The organism is Flavobacterium sp. LK-23, from assembly GCF_058135255.1.
Window position 1 is genome coordinate 99,923 of the sequence record NZ_JBYUVT010000006.1, and the last position, 20,505, is coordinate 120,427.

17 protein-coding genes are annotated in these 20,505 nt (G+C 33.8%); 6 read left to right on the forward strand and 11 right to left on the reverse strand.

All coding sequences use genetic code 11. The features are described 5' to 3' along the window. Positions 1-150: 150 nt before the first annotated feature. Both rsmI and AC3Y25_RS11615 read right to left on the reverse strand, forming a co-directional pair. Complete coding sequence (rsmI, locus tag AC3Y25_RS11610; protein WP_489902865.1) at positions 151-870, reverse strand: 16S rRNA (cytidine(1402)-2'-O)-methyltransferase; 720 nt, start codon at positions 868-870, stop codon at positions 151-153. Between the two features lie 106 nt (positions 871-976). Further along, positions 977-2,023 carry a DUF8457 domain-containing protein gene (locus tag AC3Y25_RS11615; RefSeq protein ID WP_489902866.1) on the reverse strand — a complete coding sequence of 349 codons (1,047 nt, stop codon included), beginning with the start codon at positions 2,021-2,023 and terminating at the stop codon, positions 977-979. A gap of 236 nt (positions 2,024-2,259) precedes the next feature. Here AC3Y25_RS11615 and AC3Y25_RS11620 point away from each other — a divergent pair, with 236 nt between their 5' ends. After that, entirely contained in the window at positions 2,260-2,850 is a 591-nt protein-coding gene (locus AC3Y25_RS11620) for a thymidine kinase (RefSeq protein ID WP_095928508.1), read from the forward strand. 42 nt (positions 2,851-2,892) lie between these two features. Further along, entirely contained in the window at positions 2,893-3,312 is a 420-nt protein-coding gene (locus AC3Y25_RS11625) for a DUF8479 domain-containing protein (RefSeq protein WP_489902867.1), read from the forward strand. Positions 3,313-3,576: 264 nt separating this feature from the next. Here AC3Y25_RS11625 and rpoN read toward each other — a convergent pair whose 3' ends face one another. The 5 genes from rpoN to AC3Y25_RS11650 form a co-directional block, all read right to left on the reverse strand. Beyond that, the gene (rpoN, locus tag AC3Y25_RS11630) at positions 3,577-5,037 is read right to left on the reverse strand and encodes an RNA polymerase factor sigma-54 (protein ID WP_095928315.1); all 1,461 of its coding nucleotides are present in this window, start codon (positions 5,035-5,037) and stop codon (positions 3,577-3,579) included. Between the two features lie 116 nt (positions 5,038-5,153). Then, positions 5,154-5,549: a GxxExxY protein gene (locus tag AC3Y25_RS11635; protein ID WP_489902868.1), complete on the reverse strand. Its 396-nt coding sequence runs from the start codon at positions 5,547-5,549 to the stop codon at positions 5,154-5,156. Between the two features lie 196 nt (positions 5,550-5,745). Then, complete coding sequence (gene asnS, locus AC3Y25_RS11640; RefSeq protein ID WP_489902869.1) at positions 5,746-7,191, reverse strand: asparagine--tRNA ligase; 1,446 nt, start codon at positions 7,189-7,191, stop codon at positions 5,746-5,748. A gap of 312 nt (positions 7,192-7,503) precedes the next feature. Further along, positions 7,504-8,034 (reverse strand): STM3941 family protein, encoded by a 531-nt coding sequence (locus AC3Y25_RS11645; RefSeq protein ID WP_489902870.1) that lies wholly within the window; start codon positions 8,032-8,034, stop codon positions 7,504-7,506. A 37-nt stretch (positions 8,035-8,071) separates the two neighbouring features. Next, on the reverse strand, positions 8,072-10,438 hold the full coding sequence (locus AC3Y25_RS11650; RefSeq protein ID WP_250834973.1) for an efflux RND transporter permease subunit: 2,367 nt from the start codon (positions 10,436-10,438) through the stop codon (positions 8,072-8,074). A gap of 220 nt (positions 10,439-10,658) precedes the next feature. On the opposite strand from AC3Y25_RS11650, the gene AC3Y25_RS11655 reads away from it, so the two are divergent. From AC3Y25_RS11655 to AC3Y25_RS11665, 3 genes are all read left to right on the forward strand, one after another. Further along, entirely contained in the window at positions 10,659-11,420 is a 762-nt protein-coding gene (locus tag AC3Y25_RS11655) for a sensor histidine kinase (RefSeq protein ID WP_250834974.1), read from the forward strand. Beyond that, entirely contained in the window at positions 11,383-12,102 is a 720-nt protein-coding gene (locus tag AC3Y25_RS11660) for a LytR/AlgR family response regulator transcription factor (RefSeq protein ID WP_427875391.1), read from the forward strand. The genes AC3Y25_RS11655 and AC3Y25_RS11660 overlap by 38 nt, the downstream gene beginning before the upstream one ends. A gap of 213 nt (positions 12,103-12,315) precedes the next feature. After that, a complete protein-coding gene (locus AC3Y25_RS11665; protein ID WP_489902871.1) occupies positions 12,316-14,586 on the forward strand; it encodes a cation:proton antiporter in 2,271 nt (756 codons plus the stop codon). A 236-nt stretch (positions 14,587-14,822) separates the two neighbouring features. Here the strand turns inward: AC3Y25_RS11665 and AC3Y25_RS11670 are convergent, their stop codons facing one another. The 3 genes from AC3Y25_RS11670 to pyrH form a co-directional block, all read right to left on the reverse strand. Beyond that, positions 14,823-17,318, reverse strand: coding sequence for a DUF5686 family protein (locus AC3Y25_RS11670; RefSeq protein WP_489902872.1), 2,496 nt, complete (start codon positions 17,316-17,318; stop codon positions 14,823-14,825). A 120-nt stretch (positions 17,319-17,438) separates the two neighbouring features. Beyond that, positions 17,439-18,002, reverse strand: a complete 564-nt coding sequence (gene frr / locus AC3Y25_RS11675; protein WP_263524612.1) for a ribosome recycling factor — start codon at positions 18,000-18,002, stop codon at positions 17,439-17,441. Between the two features lie 74 nt (positions 18,003-18,076). Then, on the reverse strand, positions 18,077-18,784 hold the full coding sequence (pyrH, locus tag AC3Y25_RS11680) for a UMP kinase (protein WP_057122376.1): 708 nt from the start codon (positions 18,782-18,784) through the stop codon (positions 18,077-18,079). A gap of 194 nt (positions 18,785-18,978) precedes the next feature. On the opposite strand from pyrH, the gene AC3Y25_RS11685 reads away from it, so the two are divergent. Further along, the gene (locus AC3Y25_RS11685) at positions 18,979-19,596 is read left to right on the forward strand and encodes a thioredoxin family protein (RefSeq protein WP_489902873.1); all 618 of its coding nucleotides are present in this window, start codon (positions 18,979-18,981) and stop codon (positions 19,594-19,596) included. A gap of 342 nt (positions 19,597-19,938) precedes the next feature. Here the strand turns inward: AC3Y25_RS11685 and AC3Y25_RS11690 are convergent, their stop codons facing one another. Continuing rightward, on the reverse strand, positions 19,939-20,502 hold the full coding sequence (locus AC3Y25_RS11690) for a hypothetical protein (protein WP_489902874.1): 564 nt from the start codon (positions 20,500-20,502) through the stop codon (positions 19,939-19,941). Between the last annotated feature and the right edge of the window lie 3 nt (positions 20,503-20,505).

The following is a 20,505-nucleotide window of genomic DNA, read 5'->3' on the forward strand; positions in this document are numbered from 1 at the left end:
TTGCCACAGATTAAAAGGATTAAAAAGGATTTTTTTCTATGTGATTTTTTAACCACAAATTACACAAATTTCCGCTAATTAAATTTGTGCTAATTTGTGTAATTTGCGGTAAATCCCAACATTAATCTATGTCAATTTTTAATATTGTTTCTATTCTTCCTCGTCCTTAGAATACTTACTTTTTTTCGCTTCTTTTTCTATTGTTTTTCCCGCAACAACCACAACGATTTCGCCGCGTGGTGCTGTTTTTTCAAAATGCGCTAAAACTTCTTTTGCAGTTCCGCGTACATTTTCTTCGTGTAATTTTGATAATTCTCTAGAAACACAAACTTGTCGGTCTTCTCCAAAATATAGTACAAATTCGGCTAAAGTTTTAACGAGTTTATGCGGAGAAACGTATAAAATCATGGTTCGGGTTTCTTCGGCTAAAGCCAAAAAACGAGTCTGACGTCCTTTTTTATCAGGTAGGAAACCTTCAAAAACAAATTTATCATTTGGAAGTCCGCTGTTTACCAATGCAGGAACAAAAGCCGTTGCTCCAGGAAGACATTCTACTTCGATTTTATTTTCTACGCAAGCGCGTGTCAATAAAAATCCGGGATCTGAAATGGCAGGAGTTCCAGCATCTGAAATCAAAGCGATAGTTTCGCCCGCTTTCAAACGTGCAATTAAGTTTTCGGTAGTTTTGTGTTCGTTGTGCATATGATGGCTGTGCATGTGCGTGCCAATTTCAAAATGCTTTAGGAGTTTTCCGCTTGTACGGGTATCTTCCGCCAAAATCAAATCGACTTCTTTTAAAACCCGAATGGCTCTAAAAGTCATGTCTTCAAGATTGCCAATTGGCGTTGGAACGATATATAATTTTGACATAATTTATTTTAAAGTTTGAGCACGAATTGCACGAATTGGCACAAATTCTAATTTCTCTAAAAACTGTACCCAGCAAAATTCGTGTGAATTGGTGAAATTTGTGTTTTTAAGAGAATTTTTTCTCGATAATTCCCATGAAACGCTCTGCATAATCGTCTTTTCCTTCCCAGTTGTTATAATCAGGTTTTACCATGTTTTCGATAAAGTCGTTTGCTTCTGCATAGGAATCAAAAGTTAAAAGCTGATTTAAAACACGGCTGTAATCTTCTGTACTGTTGCCAAAAAGATTTTTAGTAAAAGCAATTCTATCATTCAAATCAATATGAAAACCTCTTGCCAGTTTTTCGTTCAAACTTACCGATTTTGGCTGTGCAGGAGTTTCAAGAATAGCCGTTTCCACTTTTTTAGTTTCCTTAAAATCACTTATTGAAGGAGCTTGCGTTGACGGAACAGTTTCAAAACTTTCCACTTTTACAAATTGTGCATCGGCGTAATTAATGCCGAAATCTTCAAATTGAATAGTTGGCTGTGCAGGAGTTTCTGCTTTTGGCTCTTCTATAATTTCTTCTTTGATTTCTTCTTTTATCGCCTCGGTTTCTAATTCAAAAGCAGGTTTGAAATCAGGAATAGGCTTTAACTCATTTACAGTCGTAAACGAAAGATCATCGATAGGTTTTTCAGTTTCTTCTACTTTTTCAGCAATTGGCTCAACAATTTCTTCGACAATTGGTTCTTCAATAACAGCTTCTTCAATTTCGGCAGCAATTGGTTCAACAGTTTCTTCAATTACAGGTTCTTCAACTTCAACAATTGGTTCGGCAGTTTCAACAATTTCTGCTGGTTTTTCTTCCGAAATTTCAGGTTCGTAAGATTCTTCAAGTGCAATAACTTTTTCTTCAGCAGGAGCTTCAAGTTCAATTATTGTTGGAACTGCATCTTCTTTTTCGAAAATAGTTTCCAATTCAGAAGTAATATCGCTTTGCCCGATTGTTGGTTTTGCAGCATCGAAATTCTCTTCTACAAATTTTAATACCGCTAATTTCTCGTATAATTTCTGAGTTTCAAGGTACAATTGATTGATATCGGATTTATTTTTAAGTTTTAAAATTCGATGTGCAATGCTAATTAAATCAGCTTCCAATTTTTTTTTCATAACTGTTGAAAATTATAGTGAATAAGGTATTTTAGTGTATTTGATGTCTGAATGTTTCTATTCTCAAGGAAATTCAAAAGATAATTTTTTATTTCTGTTAATACGCTGTCGCGAATTTAAGGTTTGATAAAAATTTTCTACTTTTGAAAAAATGTAAAACAGTACATTTTTACATCAATTTATTGCCAGTACAAAGTAATAAAAACTATTCATTTTTAAAGGTAGAAAAATACAAAATGTTTCTCGAAAATACAGTAAATCACAAAGAACAATTTGGTTGGATTGAAGTTATTTGTGGATCAATGTTTTCGGGTAAAACCGAAGAGCTGATCCGAAGATTAAAGCGCGCCCAATTTGCCAAACAAAGAGTCGAAATTTTTAAACCCGCTATTGATACCCGTTATCATGACGAAATGGTTGTGTCGCATGATGCCAACGAAATTCGTTCTACGCCAGTTCCTGCGGCGGCTAATATTTTAATTTTGGCCCAAGGATGCGATGTGATCGGTATTGATGAAGCTCAGTTTTTTGATGACGAAATTATTACCGTTTGTAACGATTTGGCAAATCAAGGAATTCGTGTAATTGTGGCTGGATTGGATATGGATTTTAAAGGAAATCCGTTTGGACCAATGCCAGGACTTATGGCAACTGCAGAATATGTAACGAAAGTTCATGCTGTTTGCACGAGAACTGGTAACTTAGCAAATTATAGTTTTAGAAAAACGGCTAATGATAAATTGGTAATGTTGGGTGAAACCGAAGAATATGAGCCACTTAGCCGTGCAGCGTATTTTAACGCCATGAAAAAAAATCAGGAAAAATAGATCTATTTTCCTTGTACAAGCCTTAACAAAACAATATAAAATATGAGAAAATCGACTGGTTTATTGTTATTATTAATTGGAATTGCAGTTGCTTTTGTAGCTTATTTTCAATTTTATCTTGGCGAAAAGGAAGATGAAGTAAATACTGAAGTTAAAGAACTAGTTGTGAAATACAATAAAAGCTGTCCGCTAAATATTCAAGAAGGAATTCGTTTAGACAGTGTCACTTTGCCTCAAGAAAGAACAGTTCAATATAATTTAACCTTGATAAAGGTGGTTAAAGAAACCGCAGAGATCGGTGTAATTCAGGAAGAAATTAGAAAAAGTCTTTTAAGCACTGCGAAAGCAAATCCTGGACTTCAGGTTTTTAGAGAAAACGATTATACTTTAGTGTACAGTTACAGTGACAAAAAGAGAACTTTTTTGTTTGATGTGAAAATATTGCCAGACGAGTATAAATAATTTAACGTTGTATGGACGTTGTTAAACCCGACAGGTTTTTTGAAACCTGTCGGGTTTGTTGTTTTTGAAAACAATTGTCAGACTGAGCGGAGTCGAAGTCCTATCTAACGTAAATGAGCTTCGACTTTGCTCAGCCTGGCAAAAGGTAAGCGTTTAAAATTTATCAAAAATTAGTATAAAATATAAAACCCGACAGGTTTTTAAAATCTGTCGGGTTTGCTATTTAAATGAACTTATATTCCTTATATGGTAAAAAAGAAAAAACTAAATTTTCTTTCTCATTCTCGCCACTGGAATATCCAACTGTTCACGGTATTTTGCAATAGTTCTTCTCGCAATCGGATACCCTTTTTCTTTTAAGATTTCTGCCAGTTGATCGTCTGGAAGCGGTTTTCTCTTATCTTCTTCCTCAATTGTGTTTTGAAGAATTTTTTTGATTTCTAAAGTCGAAACGTCTTCTCCTTGATCATTTTTCATGGCTTCAGAGAAAAACTCTTTAATCAATTTTGTTCCGTATGGCGTTTCTACATATTTGCTGTTCGCCACACGCGAAATTGTCGAAATATCCAAACCAACCATGTCCGCAATATCTTTTAAGATCATTGGTTTTAGTTTCGTTTCATCGCCGTCTAAGAAATATTCTTCCTGATAATGCATAATGGCATTCATGGTTACAAAAAGAGTTTCCTGACGTTGTCTGATAGCATCGATAAACCATTTAGCAGAATCCAGTTTTTGTTTGATAAACTGAACGGCATCTTTCTGTGCAGTCGATTTATCACGGGATTCTTTGTACGTCTGCATCATTTCCTGATAATCTTTAGAAACGTGCAAAGAAGGAGCATTTCTTCCGTTTAGTGTCAGTTCTAATTCGCCATCTACAATTCTGATGGCAAAATCGGGAACAATGTTTTCTGTAACTTTATTGTTTCCGGTAAAAGAACCGCCTGGTTTTGGGTTCAAACGTTCAATTTCGTGAATTGCTTTTTTAAGCTGTTCGTTTGAAATGCTGTATTTCTGTAATAATTTATCGTAATGTTTCTTCGTAAAAGCATCAAACTGATTTTCGATAATGTCAATTGCTAAATCAACATATTCAGTTGGAGTTTTATGTTTTAACTGAAGCAATAAACATTCTTGTAAATCACGCGCGCCAACTCCCGAAGGTTCAAGCTCATGAATTACCGTCATCATTTTCTCGACCATTGCCTCGTCAGTATAAATTCCCTGAGTAAAAGCCATATCGTCTACAATATCTGGAATACTTCTACGGATATAACCCATATCATCAATACTTCCAACTAAGAATTCAGCGATTTCGCGCTCTTCATCATTCAAAATAAAAGTATTCAGCTGATTGATTAAATCCTGATGAAAACTGATTGGAGCCGCAAAAGGCGTTTCGCGCTCTTCGTCGTCACTGTAATTATTTACCTGAGTTTTGTAATCAGGCATATCGTCGTCGCTTAGATATTCGTCAATGTTAATGTCGTCTGCTTCGATTCTGTCAGATTCTGCGTCATCATAATCGTCGTAGTCTTCATTGGCGTATTCATCAGCTTCGTAATCGTCTTCTTTTCCAGCTTCAAGAGCCGGATTTTCGTTCATTTCTTCTAATAAACGCTGTTCAAAAGCTTGCGTAGGCAATTGAATTAACTTCATCAGCTGAATTTGCTGTGGAGATAATTTTTGTGATAATTTTAAATTTAAAAATTGCTTTAGCATAGTTAAGGCGCTATTTTTTGCCACTAAGGCGCGAAGGCACAAAGTTTTTTTTTGTTTTTTATTTATGGCCACAAAGGCACAAAGTTTTTTTTGCTTTCTTATATTTCTATGAAAACTTAAAATACTCTTTTTGTATTTATAAATCTTCTGATGCCACTCTTTATTAATGGAACATTGAAGTTAATTAAAAATCCTAAATCTTTATTCAGCAATTTTAACTGACTTATAATTTGTGCTTCCCAAACTGGATTTATTTGGTCAACTGCTTTTATTTCTATTATTATAGAATCTTCAATCAGTAAATCTAATCTTAATCCTTCGCTAAATTCAATTCCATCATAAAAAAATGGAATATCAACCTGGCGTTTTACATCAAGACCAGCTTTTGTGATTTCATGGGCTAGACAAACTTCATAGACTCTTTCTAATAATCCAGGTCCAAGTTGTTTATGAACCTTAAATGCCGAGTTTACAATTATTTTTCCAATTTCTTCCGTTCTTTCCGAGAGCATATTTTTTAGGGATTTGCCACGAAGGCACAAAGGCACAAAGTTTTTGTTTTGAAAGTTTTTAAATCTTCAATAAACAATAAAATAATACTTGTGAATTTATGTCTTCGTGGTATTATTTTAAAATTTTTAGAGTCTTTCAATCAGTTTAAAAATAAACTTAGCGTCTTTGTGCCTTCGTGGCAAAAAACCTTACGTATTAAAACTCCGCACTTCCAGGAGTTCTTGGGAAAGGAATTACGTCTCTAATGTTTGTCATTCCAGTTACAAACAATACCAAACGCTCAAATCCTAAACCGAAACCTGCGTGAGTTGCCGATCCGAATCTTCTGGTGTCTAAGTACCAGTATAATTCTTCTTTGTCAATTCCAAGTTTTTCCATTTTCTCAACCAAGACATCGTAACGCTCTTCTCTTTCAGAACCACCCACGATTTCTCCGATTCCAGGGAAAAGGATGTCCATTGCACGAACTGTTTCTCTTCCTGGTTCAGTGTTATCATTCAAACGCATGTAAAACGCTTTAATGTTTGCTGGGTAATCGTATAAAATTACCGGACATTTAAAGTGTTTTTCAACCAAGAAACGCTCGTGTTCTGATTGTAAATCAGCTCCCCATTCGTTGATTAAATATTGGAATTTTTTCTTTTTATTTGGAGTTGAATCTCTTAAAATGTCGATTGCTTCTGTGTAAGAAACACGTTTGAAGTTGTTTTCTAACACGAAGTTCAATTTCTCTAACAAGGCCATTTCGCTTCTTTCAGCTTGTGGTTTCGATTTTTCTTCTTCTAAAAGTCTTCCTTCTAAAAATGCCAAATCATCTTTACAGTTGTCTAAAGCATATTTAATTACATACTGAATAAAATCTTCAGCCAAATCCATATTGTCATCAAGGTCGTTGAAAGCAACCTCTGGCTCGATCATCCAGAATTCCGCCAAGTGACGAGAAGTGTTTGAGTTTTCCGCTCTAAAAGTTGGTCCAAAAGTATAAATCTGACCTAAAGCCATTGCGAACGTTTCACCTTCTAATTGTCCAGAAACCGTCAAGTTGGTATGTTTTCCGAAGAAATCTTTTTTGAAATCAATGTTTCCCTCTTCATTTTTTGGAAGATTGTCCAAAGGCAAAGAAGTAACTTGGAACATTTCTCCAGCACCTTCAGCATCAGCTCCAGTAATAATTGGCGTGTTTACATAAACGAAACCTTTATCCTGAAAATATTTGTGAACTGCATAAGACAATACTGAACGCACACGCATAATCGCACCAAAAGCATTTGTACGAACGCGCAAGTGAGCGTTTTCACGTAAAAATTCTAAAGAGTGTTTTTTAGGTTGCATTGGGAATTTCTCAGCATCAGAATCTCCAAGAATTTCAAGTTTGTTTACCTGAATTTCGTATTTCTGGCCCGCACCTTTACTTTCAACTAAAGTTCCAATTACAGAAACCGCAGCTCCAGTTGTGATTCTTTTTAAAGTCTCTTCTGGTGTATTTTCAAAATCAACAACACATTGAATATTATTAATGGTAGAACCGTCATTTAAAGCGATGAACTGATTATTTCTAAAAGTTCTCACCCAACCTTTTGCATTCACTTCCTGTAACGTCGTCGTACTGTTTAATAAGTCTCTAACTTTTGTGTGTTTCATTTTTATATATAATTGATATTAAATAATATTCGTTTTGAACAACTGCAAATATAATCGATAATAATTAATTTTTGAAGCTGTTTCCCGCTCTTCGCTATATCTTTCTATTTTTAAAGGAAAAATAGAAAGGATGCCGCTTCGATCGGGGCTAGGGCATTTGGTTTCAAAAGAAACAATTTCTCTTGCTTTTGTCATTTCGAGGAACGAGGAATCTCAGCAAGTGGCTCTACAAAGATTAGCGATCCTTGGAGCGGAGTTTCTTGCTGAGATTCCTCGTTCCTCGGAATGACAAACTATGTTTGACTTCCTAGTTTAATTCTTGTATTTCTTCAAATTTTGATTTAATACTTTCATAAGTTCAGCATGATTTATTTGCATTGAAACTGCTGAAAGGCAAAATGGCGAACCGTAATTGGTAAAATTAAATTGCGTTAATTTTTTCCGTATTAGATTCTTTTCATTTTCAATCCAATAATCGGGATTATTAATTTTAATAAGAACCATTTTTTGGCTTTGAATTTTTAGTTCTGAAAATCCTTCAATATTGTTCCATTTTATAAATTCTGATGAATTCTTTTCCGGATTAACATTGATTCCACTTTTATCAATAATAAGAAAAAGTTTGTTTTTTATTAATTGCCTAATAGCTATGTAAACACCTAAGCCACAAAATAGGATCAAAATAATTCCTATTCCTTTTATAAACATTAGACTTTTAAATTTATAGGAAAGATAATGTTCAGCATTAATAAATAATTCGAAACCTAAAGCAGTGAACAGTGCACCAATAATTAACAATAAAGACGCCTTTTTTCTACTTGAATAAATTTCTATTCTCTCCATTTATTTTTAATTCGTGCCAATTAGTGAAATTAGTGTTTTACTTCTCCAATCCCTCCAATTCCTCTTTCTTAGTTTTCTTCTTCTCAAAAGTCAAAACCAATGAAGGTAATACAACCAAATTAGCAAACATCGCAAAAACCAAAGTACAAGATATTAATCCTCCTAAAGCAATTGTTCCGCTGAAGCTTGATAAAGTAAAAGTGGCAAAACCTAAGATCAACACGATTGAAGTGTAGAATGTGCTTACTCCAGTTTCTCTTAAAGCGCTGAAGACAGATTTTTTTACTTTTCCTTTATTTTGAGTCAATTCATCTTTGTATTTCGCCATAAACTGAATAGCATTATCAACTGAGATTCCGAAAGCGATACTAAATACCAAAATTGTCGAAGGTTTTAACGGAATTCCGAAATAACCCATTAATCCCGAAGTAATACAAAGCGGTAAAATATTTGTAATCAAAGAAGCTGCTACCATTTTGAACGAGCGGAATAAATACAGCATTAAGATTGCAATGGTTAAAATCGCAAACAATAATGACTCAATTAAGTTATGCGCCAAATAAGTTGTTCCTTTCTGGAAAACCAATGCTTTTCCTGTAATCGTAACTTCATAACGGTCTTTCGGGAAAATCTCATCAATTTTTTTGCGAAGTTTTCCTTCTACTTTCGCCATTTCGTCTGTTCCAATATCTTTCATAAAAGTCGTGATTCTGGCATATTGTCCAGTCGAATCAACATACGCTTTCATTAAGTTTTCTTTGCTGTTTTTGGTTGCATTTTTAGCATAACCCAAAATAAAAGTCTGTTCCTGAGAAGTTGGCAGTTGGTAATATTCAGGATTTCCGTTATAAAAAGCCTGTTTTGCATATTTAACCAAGTTTACAACAGAAACTGGTTTTGCCAATTCTGGAATTTCAGAAATGGTGTTTTGTAATTCATCCATTTTACGAATGGTTGCCGGTTTCATAACACCTTTTTTCTTTTTGGTATCAATCATGATTTCCAACGGCATTACACCATTAAATTCTTTTTCGTAAAATAAAATATCTTTAAAGAAAGAAGCACTTTTTGGCATTTCGCCAATCAAACTTCCTGAAACTTTCATTTGTCTAACCCCATTCAAACTCACAAGAAACAGAACAGCGTAAATGCAATAAACAATTGTCTTTTTGCCTTTTACGATAGTTGTAACTGTATTTAAAAGCGTCGAAATATAAGTTTTATCTAAATGATATAAGTGTTTTGCTTTTGGTAATGGCATAAAACTGTAAATAATTGGCACGATAAAAAGTGTCAAAGTATAGACAGAAATCACGTTGATAGAAGTGACCAATCCAAACTCAAAAAGCAGTTCGTTTCCTGTAATCATTAAGGTTGCAAAACCAATTGCAGCCGTTAAGTTGGTCATAAAAGTTGAATGCCCAATTTTTGAAATAACACGCTGTAAAGCTTTTGCCTGATTGTTGTGTATTTTGATTTCCTGCTGATATTTGTTGATCAGGAAAATACAGTTTGTAATTCCGATTACGATAATTAGCGGCGGAATAATTGCTGTTAAAATCGTGATTTTATAGCCAAATAATCCAAGTGTTCCAAACGACCAAGTTACTCCAACAATTAAAATGCAAATCGAAATAAACGTAGCTCTGAACGAACGGAAGAAGAAAAAGAAAATCAGAGAAACGGTCAATAAAGACGCTCCAATGAAAAGTCCTATTTCGCCTTTCATATTATCCGCATTGATTGTACGGATGTACGGCATTCCTGAAACTTTAAGATCGATTCCAGTTTCTTTTTCGAATTTATCGATTTTCGGAACTAAATCTTTTAAGATAAAAACCTTTCTTTCTGCTGTATTTACCAGCGCTTTATTCATGTAAATGGCAGAACGAACACTTCCGCTTTCTTTGTTAAACAGCAATCCTTCGTAAAAAGGAAGATTGTGAAACAAATCGTATTGTACGCTTTTTAAATAAGCAGCATCCAATACTTTGCTTTCGTCAATAAATGGCGCTAGAACAAATTTTTGGTTTACGGTATCTTTTTCAAGTTTCTTTAGGTCATTTAAAGAAATTACCAAATCAACTTCTTTGGCTTTTTTCAAACCGTTCATTAATTCGGTCCAAGCCGCATAATTTTTTGGTGTAAAGAATTTAGGATCTTTAAAACCAATAACAATTAAGTTTCCTTCTTCGCCAAATTTGTCTAAGAATTTTTGATAATCTTTATTTGCAATATGATCTTTTGGAAGCAGGTTAGCTTCGGTATAAGTCATAGAAAGATTCTTCCACTGATAACCAAAGAAAATAGTTAAAGCAGAAAGTATAACCAGAATCGTAATTCGGTTTTTAAGTATGATTCGGGCTAACTTTTCCCAAAATCCAACTTGGATAGCGTTTTTCATAAAATCTTTAAAAATGGATGCAAATGTAGTGAAAAGTGCTCGAAATCATAAATATTCGATTCTATTTTACTTTATGTTAACACAAAACACAAGATTTTTAAAAACAGGATAATTTACTGCTTTTTGCCAATTAGTCGTTAGCTTTTACCATATTTGCAATTCGTTTTACAGTAAAAAATACTGTTATTGTAATTTTGCACTAAAAAATAGATCAGCAACAATGCAACAAAATAATACTACAACTTTCATTTTTCTAACCATTCTTTTGCTTTTAATAGTTATTATTTGCTTTATGATTTATCAATTAAAGCAAACCAAAAAAGCTAAAGAAGATGCTGAAAAAAGTTTTTATGCTTTAGAATCTAAGGTAAACGATTTGCAGTTGGAGAATTTAGAATCCAAACTAAATCCGCATTTATTTAAGAATATCTTAAATTCGATTCAGTCGCATGCTTATCAAACCTATTTTGCTCTAGATAAATTGGCCAACGTTCTGGATTATATTTTATACGAAAGCAAAAAGAAATTTGTAACGGCCAAAGAAGAAATAGATTTTGCATTGAATTTAATCGAAATCAACAAAATCAAAATTAGTCCGCTTTTTGAACTTAAGGTTAAAACCAATATCAATCAGGAAGACAAATTATATGAACAGCCTCTGCTAGCGCCTTTAATTTCGATTGATTTAATTGAAAACGCATTCAAACATGCCGATCTTCAAAGTGCAGATGCTTTTATTTCGGTAGTTTTTGAATTTAAAAACAATGCTTTTTTTATGACGGTTTCCAATAAAATATCAGATAAAAAAGTACTGAAAAAAGAACGAAGCGGTTTTGGCCATACAACGCTCGAACACCGTCTTCGCATTATTTATAAGAATAATTTCAAACTCGATAGGTTTATAGAAAACGATGTTTATATTGCCCATCTAAAAATTGATTTACTTGAATACAAAACTGAAATGCTTGCTTCTGGACGATGAACTTCCAGGATTGACTTACCTAAAAATGCTTTGCGAACAAATTCCAGAATTAGAAATCGTGAAGACATTCAATAATCCTGAAAAACTTTTGTCTGATATACCTAATTTAGATTTTGACCTGCTCATTTCGGATATTGAAATGCCCGGAATCGATGGCTTGCATCTGGCTGAAAAACTGCAAGATAAATTGGTGATTTTTTGTACGGCGTATAAAGAATATGCGGCCGAGGCATTTAATATCGACGCCGTAGATTATATTACAAAGCCTGTAAAATTGGAACGTTTGCAAAAAGCAGTCACAAAAGCTTTGGAGCGTTTTGAGAAATCAAATTCAGATAAAAAATTCATTCAGCTCAATACAGACAAAGGGAAAACGCTGTTGTATTTTAATAAAATTCAGTACATAAAAACGGCCGCAAGTGATAGTCGTGACAAAACGGTTCTGCTTACCGATGGAAGTTTTTTAAATTTAAAAAATGTAAAATTCGATACCCTTTTAAACGAATTGCCAGATGCTGATTTCTGTCGAGTTAATAAAAAAGAAATCGTGGCGGTAAAAGCAATTAAGTTCTTTAATCATAACGAAATTGTGCTGCACCATGTTGAAGAAAACAGCAAAAACACAACGCTAATCTTAAGCGAAACTTATCGAGCTGATTTTTTGAAAAAGGTGAAATTATAGCCATCTCTAATCTATTTTTTGTCAGGCTGAGCGAAGTCGAAGACCGATTTTGAGTGTTAAGTCTTCAACTTCGCTAAGGATGACAATCATTTCTAAAACTTATTACAATTTTTTCCTGACTTGTTACATGTGATTGAAATTAACAAGTGAATTACTTTTTCACTAAATTCACAGTGCTGATATTTGCGTTAATTAAATCTAAAGAACGAGTTTATGAATAACGTTAAGAACTCTCTATTCTACATAACAGTTATTGGTGGTTTTACAGCGCTAATATATTGGGTAATTTCAAAAGGCGCTTCATTGGAAGTTGGGCGCAATATTGTAAAGAAAAGTGTTGAAAGCAATCATTGGAAAGACTTTCTTCATTCGATGGTAGAAAATCTGCAGCATCCTTTGGCTATTTTATTAGCGCAGATCGTAACCATTATTTTAGTTGCCCGTTTGTTTGGATGGTTTTTTAGAAAAATAGGACAGCCGTCTGTAATTGGAGAAATGATTGCAGGAATTGTGTTAGGACCATCTTTGGTCGGAATGTATTTTCCAGAGTTTTCGGCAGCTTTATTTCCAAAAGAATCTTTAGGCAATCTACAGTTCTTAAGCCAAATCGGTTTAATCCTTTTTATGTTTGTTATCGGAATGGAATTGGATTTGAAAGTGCTGAAAAACAAAGCGCATGATGCAGTTGTAATCAGTCACGCCAGTATTGTAATTCCGTTTGCTTTAGGTTTATCATTGGCATTTTTTATTTATGAAACCTATGCTCCATTGGGAGTTGAGTTTTCTTCTTTTGGTTTATTTATGGGAATCGCCATGAGTATTACCGCTTTCCCGGTTTTGGCTAGAATAGTTCAAGAGCGTGGCATGCAGAAAACAAGATTAGGAACCATTGCTATTACTTGCGCGGCTGCAGACGATATTACGGCTTGGTGTATTTTGGCAGTTGTTATTGCGATTGTAAAAGCGGGTTCGCTTTCGAGTTCACTTTATGTAATCGGAATGGCGATTTTGTATGTAATTATCATGCTAAAAATCGTTCGTCCGTTCTTAAAAAGAGTAGGAGATTTAAATGCAACGAGAGAAAGTTTAAATAAACCAGTTGTTGCCATTTTCTTTATAACACTTTTAATTTCGGCTTATGCGTCTGAGTTAATTGGAATTCATGCTTTGTTCGGTGCTTTTTTGGCTGGAGCGATTATGCCAGAAAACAATAAATTTAGAAACATATTTATCGAAAAAGTAGAAGATGTTGCCATCATTGTTTTATTGCCATTGTTTTTCGTGTTCACAGGTTTGCGTACACAAATCGGATTGTTGAATGATCCTGAATTATGGAAACTTACCGGTTTGATCATTTTGGTTGCTGTCGTTGGAAAATTCTTCGGGAGTGCTTTGGCAGCGAAATTTATGGGACAGAACTGGAAAGACAGTTTAGCCATTGGAGCCTTGATGAATACAAGGGGGTTGATGGAACTAGTGGTTCTAAACATCGGTTATGATCTTGGAGTGTTATCAACAGAAATCTTTACTATGATGGTAATTATGGCATTGGTGACTACTTTTATGACAGGCCCAGCTTTAGATTTTATTGGATTCATTTTTAAAGATAAAATCACAGCCGTTCCAGAGGAAATTGGCACTAAAAGTAAGTACAAGATTTTACTTTCGTTTGCTACTCCAGAAAAGGGGAAAAAATTGCTCAAAATTGCCAACAGCCTTGTTAAGAAGCAAGCAGACAATTCGGTTGTAACAGCAATGCATATTTCTTTAAGTACAGAAATACATTCTTTTGACGTTAAAGAACATGAGCGTAAAATGATAGGGCCAGTAGTAGAAGAATCGCAATTGTTAGATCAAAATCTGCAGAGCTTGTTTAAAGTTTCGAGCGATATTGATTCGGATATTATTGATACGGCAAACCATGGAGAATATGATTTATTATTGGTTGGTTTAGGACAATCTATTTTTGATGGAACTTTGTTGGGGAAAATTCTCGGATTCACAACCAGAATTGTAAACCCAGATCGTTTGATCGATAAGTTTACAGGAAAAGAAGGTTTGTTTGAAAACAATCCGTTTGATGAGAGAACACGACATATTATTACTAAAGCGAAAATGCCAGTTGGTATTTTTATTGATAAGAATCTAGAAGAAGTAAACCAGATTTTTATGCCCGTTTTTAGTAAAGAAGATGCTTTTTTAATTGATTATGCTAAAAAACTGATCAATAATAATGGTTCTCAGATTACAGTTTTAGATGCTGGTGGAGAAGTTAAAAATACAAGAGAAATTCAGGAAACAATTCGTTCTATCGAGCAGATTGCACCAAATCATATCATGATTATGAATGATAGAACACTGAAGAAAGAATTTTTAGAAAGCCAAAATCTAATGATTATCAGTTTAGATAGCTGGAAAAAATTAATAGAATCTCAAAGTATTTGGCTGAATAATTCACCATCGGTTTTGATTTTGAAACCTTAAACTTGCTGAAATTCCAAAATTTTAAAATTCCAAATTCCAATTTTACTTATTGGGGTTTGGGATTTTTTTAGCCACGAATTCACGAATTTTAATGAATTTCTTTACGTGGTACTTGTTGATAAATTGCACAAATTTGCGCAGATTACTACTGGAAATTCGTGAAATTCATCGGTAAAATTTTCGCAAAGTTTAAGTGCATAAATTTGTGAATTCGTGGCGAAAAAATGAATTTTAAATTAAAGCCCCAAATCAAGAACATAAGAAATCTTAACTGCGATATTGTCTTCGAACTTCAATAACTGATTTGGTCCATATCTATAGAATCCGCCTAAACCAACACCTTTAAAGATTCTGTTCAATTCGATTCCTGATTCAAAATAACCTTTATCCAAAGTTTTATATTCTGGACCAACATGCTGTTCTGGATTTTCCATGCTTCCCCAGGCCATTCTGGTCACTAAAACCAACGATGGGCGAACTTTTCTCATAATTCTAATTCGGTCAAAACCGTGCTTAATTTGAAACATCAAATATTGGCTCGAGAAGAACTCGTTAAAATACATGGTTTCAAAAGCATTTCTTCCGGCAAAAGTGATACGCTGAATAACGGTTTCCTTCGTTAAGTTATTCGGAGATGTGTTGTATAAATGTGTAATAGGAACATCTCCCATTGCATAACCAGCCTGTAAAAGCAAACTTGTTTTTTGGCGGTTTAAATACTGTTTTTCGTATTCGGCTTTAAAATCTATTTTGCTAAAAGTAAAATCATTTTCAAAAACATTCGGTAAAGATTGTGTGTATTGAAAAGTAAATCTCGGAAACTTTTTATCGCTTTCAGTTCTTCCTGTTGGAGTCTGCATATAATTGCTGAAAGGTGCCCACACAATCGAAAGCATTGCTGTGGTCATGATATAATTTGAATATAAATTTCCATTTAGATTAAAAAGATAATCAAATTTTGGCTCGATATAATTTCGCGAAAATTCCAAAACGGCTTCAGTTTTCGGAATAAATTTGGTTTGAACATTGGCGCGCCATCCTATATACTCATAGAATGTACTAATGTTTATCGGACGCGGATCGTAAATTTTAAAAACACGTTTATCAACAGAAAAAACGGTACTTGCAATTTCTCGCACATCATCAGTATAATAACCATTAAACCAAGTATTGGTGTATTTGTCTAATAAAACGCCACCTCCAACACTGTATTTAAAAACACCATCTTTTGTTCCGTATGCGGTGTAGCCTTCTAGACGGAAGTTTTTAGATAAACGATCGTTTGTAATTCCGCCTACACCAATACGAAAACCTTCGTAATTGTTATAACTTATGATTTTTTTCAAATCTAAATCGACAGGGCCAATCGGGTAGAAGCCATTAATGATTTTTCGGCCAATTCCTAAACGTTTTTCGATTCGATTTCGAATTGAAAGACTATCTAATAGCAAATAAGTTTTTTGGCTTTTTAAATCCAAATTTTCCTTTCGGTAAGCTTCCCAGAAACTTTCCGGTTTTTTGGCCGCATCGTCTTTAATTTCGATATAAAGCGAAGGGTTTTTTATTGGACTGTCGGTGTTTACACGAATATCAAAACTATTACTTTCAGAAAGGAGATAGGTAAAATCTGAAGCCACTTTTTTTCTGGGTTCGAAATTCTCTTCAACATCTCCGTCAAATTGAATTGTACCGCCCAAAATTCGAATATCATCATCATTTTTACCTTTTACGATTTTAAAAGTGGTGTTGCTTTGAAACCATATTTTCTCTTTCGGAATATATTCAAATTCGTGGATTCCACTAATATCCAAAACGCCCTTTATGCGCATTACAGCTTTCGCTACAGCGTAATTTTCTTTGTCGATATATAAAACCCCTTCTAATCCAGAGGTTCTGTGTTTTGATTTATTTTTAAAATAGATCATATACGCGTCACGACCTTTAATGCTAACAGTGTCTAAGAGTTTATAATTGTAGTTAGAAGGCGCATTTTTCGAAATCGGATTTTCATATTTGGTTTCGAATAATTCGTACTTAGAATCATAAATCGAGATAGATTGAAGATTGAAGGCCAGAACTTCATAAATAGGCTGTTTGAAACCTGCAATTTTGGTTCCCAAAACGGTTTCTTTTAGCTTGTGATCTCCAAACTGATATTGAGAAACTTTCTCGGTCTGAAACAAATGCTGTTTGCTTACAATTTCTTTAAACTTATAATCGGAAGAATCGATATTGATAACTTTTTTGCTTAAATCTTTATATGCCGCCGAAGTATCGATACGTCCATCAATCGAATCGGGATTAGCAGTAACTATAAGTTTGTTATAAGTTTTATATTCAAAATTATTGAGTTTTTTCTGCGGATCATTTGTCGCTTTATTGGCAATAACTTTTCTAATTATGGCAAGCGCAGGGTTTTCATTAGAAACAATAACTTCTTTTAGATCATCTGTCTGCTGTAAAAGCGCTACCGAATAAAAGGTTTTGGTATTGATTAATGCAATAGTTTTAGTTTGGAAACCTACATAAGAAACCGAAAGTGATGTAGCCGAACTGCTAATTTTAAAAATAAATTTTCCATCAACATCTGTAATAGTGTTATTGCTTTCTGAGGTGGTAATGGTGGCAAACGGAAGAGGTTTGTTGTTTGAATCGGTTACGATTCCGTTTATTTGAATTTGCGCTTGAAGAGTAAGCGTAAAAAACAAAGTCAAAAAACAAAATAGCTTCATACAGAATGATATAGTTTCAAAAACGAAAAGAATTTAATTTTCGTATGCAAAAATAGCAATAAAAAAATCCGTCTGGTACAATAAACCAAACGGATTTTTTATTTTATCTCAATCTCAAGATTACACCTTCATGATTTCGGCTTCTTTTGCAGCCAATAACTCATCAATTTTTTTGATGTAAGAGTTTGTTAAGTTTTGAACTTCTTCTTCAGCAGATTTGCAGATATCTTCAGAAGTTCCTTCTTTTTCTAATTTTTTGATATCAGTATTAGCATCTTTACGAGAGTTACGAATACCAATTTTAGCATCTTCAGCTTCAGATTTTGCTTGTTTCGCTAAATCGCGACGACGCTCTTCTGTTAATGGCGGTACGCTAATGATTACCATATCTCCGTTATTCATTGGGTTGAAACCAATGTTAGCGATCAAAATTGCTTTTTCAATTGCCTGCAGCATATTTTTTTCAAATGGCTGTAATGTAATTGTTCTAGCATCTGGAACACTGATTTTAGATACTTGAGAAAGCGGAGTTGCAGATCCGTAATAATCTACAAAAACACCTCCAAGCATAGCTGGAGAAGCTTTCCCTGCACGAATATTAAGAAATTCTTTCTCTAAGTGTGCAATAGTACCGTTCATTGATTCCTCAGTACTTTCTAAAATAAAGTCTATTTCTTCAGTCATTTTTTTTTAGTTTTCAGTTTTCATTCTCAGTTTTCAGTTAAAGTCTTGCGTGACTGTAAAACTGTTACTGATGACTATATATTTACTACAGTTCCAATGTTTTCGCCTTCGCAAATTTTCAATAGGTTTCCGATTTTGTTCATATCAAAAACAACGATTGGCAATTTGTTTTCTTGGCTTAATGTAAATGCAGTGGTGTCCATTACATTTAATCCTTTTTTGATTACGTCATCAAATGAGATAAAATCAAATTTTACTGCAGAAGCATTTTTTTCTGGATCAGAATCGTAAACACCATCAACACGAGTACCTTTAAGGATAACATCTGCATTGATTTCGATACCTCTTAAAACAGCAGCTGTATCAGTTGTAAAATATGGATTTCCAGTTCCAGCACCAAAAATTACAATTCTGCCTTTTTCAAGGTGGCGATCTGCTCTTCTTTTAATATATGGTTCTGCAATAGATTCCATTTTCAAAGCAGTCTGCAAACGCGTTTTCATTCCTTTATCTTCAAGAGCGCCCTGCAAAGCCATTCCGTTAATAACAGTCGCAAGCATTCCCATGTAATCGCCTTGTACTCTATCCATTCCAGCACTTGCTCCGGCAACGCCTCTAAAAATATTTCCTCCTCCAATAACAATAGCAATTTCTACTCCCTTTGCGTGAATCTGCTTGATTTCATCTGCATATTCGGCTAATCTTTTCGGGTCTATACCGTATTGTAAATCACCCATTAAGGCCTCGCCGCTAAGTTTAAGAAGAATTCTTTTATATTTCATGTGTGTGTTGCGTTAATTTGTGCAAATATAGACATATTCTGATTTTTAAAAATAATGTTTGCAAAAAATTAATTGGTGTTACAAATTTAGGTTTAGAAAGGCCATACAGTTACTTAATTTGAAATGTGACAAATGTCATTTCTAAGTCATTTCAAAAATTCGTATTTTTATTGTATCCTAAAAATGAAACAAATATGAAAAGCATCGTAGCCAAAGCATTATTCAATAGTCATTCTTATGCTGAATATAGAAAAATAGTGACCGATTTATTGACTGAGGGAAAATCTACAGGAAATGAACAATCTGAAAGTCTTACCAATTATTCCAAGTTGAATGAAGCCAGAATGAATAGGCTAGACAAAACGATTACTATTTCAGATTCGATTGCAGAGAAACTTCAAAATTTGGACAATCATTATATTTGGCTGGTTCTTTCAGAAGGTTGGTGTGGAGATGCAGCACAAATTCTTCCAATTTTAAATAAAATGGCTTTGGTTTCTCATAAAAAGATTGATTTGAGAATTGCATTTCGCGATGAAAATGACGATTTGATGAGCCATTATCTAACTAATGGAGGAAGAGCAATTCCTAAAGTAATCGTTATTTGTAAAGAAGCCGGAATTGTACGTGCAGATTGGGGACCAAGACCAAAAGGCGCGACCGAATTAATGGCCAAACATAAAAGAGAAGTTGGTGCTATTGATGAAAAAATAAAAACTGATTTGCAGTTATGGTATTTAGCAGATAAAGGAATTTCGGTTCAGGAAGAATTGGTTGAAATTATGGAAAATATCAAATATAATCGCCTTTAATCGGATTAAAGTGTTGATAAGCAGGTGATTTAGTTAATAAAATTATCTTAAAGTCTTTTTGACTTCAATAGATTTTTGTAACTTAGTAAAAGTAACCCACTTCTATTATAACTTTTAGATTTACTCTTTTTATTGGTGTTTTATTTATTGTTCAACAATTAAAATACACTATTATGAAAAAGTTATTCGAAAGGTTTTATGATTTCTTTTCTAAATTTCTATTTGGAGGGAAGAATGTGCCTCACTATTAAACAGAGATAAGTATGAAATAATTTTTACTTATTTTAGGAGCTTGGCACATTACTTTTCAAATTGTAATGTGCTTTTTTTTGCACCAAATATTTAGTTTGCTTCTGATGTGTAATAAAGGAAATCTTGAAGAGTTATTCCAAAAGAAATCATGCCAATACTTTTTTCATTGTGAAGTGGAAAATCATAATCACAGATTTCTGCAAAAAGAATAAAATCATCTGAGCCAATTCCGAGTTTTAATTTTTTGTATTCTCCATTCAAATTGCCACGTCCTATGGCAAAACCTTTTCCGTAACCAACCTGTAGCATAATTCGTGTTTCGGGTCCCACTTTTGGGCTTAAACCAAGATTTAAAAACACTGGAACAGCAACAAGTTTGTCATCCCATTTCCAGTCAATACCACTGTGAATGCCTAATGTCAGCCATTTTTTATAATGAACTCCATAGCCAATTTTTGAACCTAAACCATTTGGGACAAAAAAAGCATTTGAGGATGTTGATTCTGATTCTGAATATGAATCGTTTGTGTTATTAGGGTTTCCAGTTATAGAAACAGCAAAATCAAATTGTGAGTATGTGAATTTAGTTGCCTGACTATGTATAAATGAATTAAAAAAGGTAATAAATGTAATAGTCAGTAAAATTCTCTTCATACA

Bases quoted from the DNA above. Each gene is read 5' to 3' on its own strand.
- AC3Y25_RS11655 (WP_250834974.1), top strand. From the start codon at position 10,659: ATGCAACAAAATAATACTACAACTTTCATTTTTCTAACCATTCTTTTG.
- AC3Y25_RS11690 (WP_489902874.1), bottom strand. From the start codon at position 20,502: ATGAAGAGAATTTTACTGACTATTACATTTATTACCTTTTTTAATTCA.
- asnS (WP_489902869.1), bottom strand. From the start codon at position 7,191: ATGAAACACACAAAAGTTAGAGACTTATTAAACAGTACGACGACGTTA.
- pyrH (WP_057122376.1), bottom strand. From the start codon at position 18,784: ATGAAATATAAAAGAATTCTTCTTAAACTTAGCGGCGAGGCCTTAATG.
- frr (WP_263524612.1), bottom strand. From the start codon at position 18,002: ATGACTGAAGAAATAGACTTTATTTTAGAAAGTACTGAGGAATCAATG.
- AC3Y25_RS11620 (WP_095928508.1), top strand. From the start codon at position 2,260: ATGTTTCTCGAAAATACAGTAAATCACAAAGAACAATTTGGTTGGATT.
- AC3Y25_RS11635 (WP_489902868.1), bottom strand. From the start codon at position 5,549: ATGCTCTCGGAAAGAACGGAAGAAATTGGAAAAATAATTGTAAACTCG.
- AC3Y25_RS11650 (WP_250834973.1), bottom strand. From the start codon at position 10,438: ATGAAAAACGCTATCCAAGTTGGATTTTGGGAAAAGTTAGCCCGAATC.
- AC3Y25_RS11665 (WP_489902871.1), top strand. From the start codon at position 12,316: ATGAATAACGTTAAGAACTCTCTATTCTACATAACAGTTATTGGTGGT.
- AC3Y25_RS11645 (WP_489902870.1), bottom strand. From the start codon at position 8,034: ATGGAGAGAATAGAAATTTATTCAAGTAGAAAAAAGGCGTCTTTATTG.
- rsmI (WP_489902865.1), bottom strand. From the start codon at position 870: ATGTCAAAATTATATATCGTTCCAACGCCAATTGGCAATCTTGAAGAC.
- AC3Y25_RS11670 (WP_489902872.1), bottom strand. From the start codon at position 17,318: ATGAAGCTATTTTGTTTTTTGACTTTGTTTTTTACGCTTACTCTTCAA.
- AC3Y25_RS11685 (WP_489902873.1), top strand. From the start codon at position 18,979: ATGAAAAGCATCGTAGCCAAAGCATTATTCAATAGTCATTCTTATGCT.
- rpoN (WP_095928315.1), bottom strand. From the start codon at position 5,037: ATGCTAAAGCAATTTTTAAATTTAAAATTATCACAAAAATTATCTCCA.
- AC3Y25_RS11625 (WP_489902867.1), top strand. From the start codon at position 2,893: ATGAGAAAATCGACTGGTTTATTGTTATTATTAATTGGAATTGCAGTT.
- AC3Y25_RS11615 (WP_489902866.1), bottom strand. From the start codon at position 2,023: ATGAAAAAAAAATTGGAAGCTGATTTAATTAGCATTGCACATCGAATT.